Below are 785 nucleotides of genomic sequence, written 5' to 3'. Positions count from 1 at the left end.
CTTATAGAATTCCTCATTGGTTCTAGAACTGAAGCAGGTCTTTCTCAGGAAGATGTTGCAGCACGTTCTGATATCTATGGTATGGGAAGAACTCTTGATCAAAGGGCCGTTTCCCGAATTGAAAAGCAACCACTGAAAGCAGATGCGATAAAAATGGCTGGTTACCTGAACGCAATAGGTATGGAACCAAGTCGCTTCTATGAATTCCTAAACCAAATAACTTACAAAAAGGAAGATATTTCCATGTCTATTATCACTACAACTGAAGTTGCAACAAAAGTAGCACAGGCCTTAGATAAGATTACCAATACAAAATCCGCTATTGCTAAAATCGCTAAAGAGAGAAGCTACATTGATTCGATTGAACTTGGAGACAAGTTTGAAAAGTTCGAAGAGCTTCTAAAATCTCTAAATGGAAAGCCTATCATTGGTGGTTTTGGACACTATGACTCAGGCAAAACCACAATGTTCAACACGTTAACGGATGGGAAGGTACTAAAAGAAAAGTTCACTCCTGCTACCTGCGTGGTAAACCTGTTGATGCACACGGATGATCAACCATCCATAATCAATGGCCAAGTGGCAATCTTCCGTAAAGGTTTTAAGCCATACATGATTCACTCTCAAGAACTGGTCAATAAGTACCTGATAGAGCAAGGCGGTACCGATATTCTAGACCGTTTAGGCGTACACAATTATGATGAATCATTTGAGAACGATGCGTACATAGCAATCGTGTTCATGGATGCGCCTATCCTCAAAAAAGTGTGGTTGATGGATACTCC

The 785-nt window shown here is 40.4% G+C and carries 1 pseudogene; it reads left to right on the top strand.

Features of this window, described 5'->3' with window-relative positions:
• A pseudogene (locus IQR33_RS19650) lies at positions 1–785 on the top strand (hypothetical protein); the annotation flags it as partial.

It is taken from the genome of Vibrio sp. OPT46, assembly GCF_015163535.1.
GTDB classification, from domain to species: domain Bacteria; phylum Pseudomonadota; class Gammaproteobacteria; order Enterobacterales; family Vibrionaceae; genus Vibrio; species Vibrio alginolyticus.
This window is presented reverse-complemented; position numbering and strand designations above follow the sequence as displayed.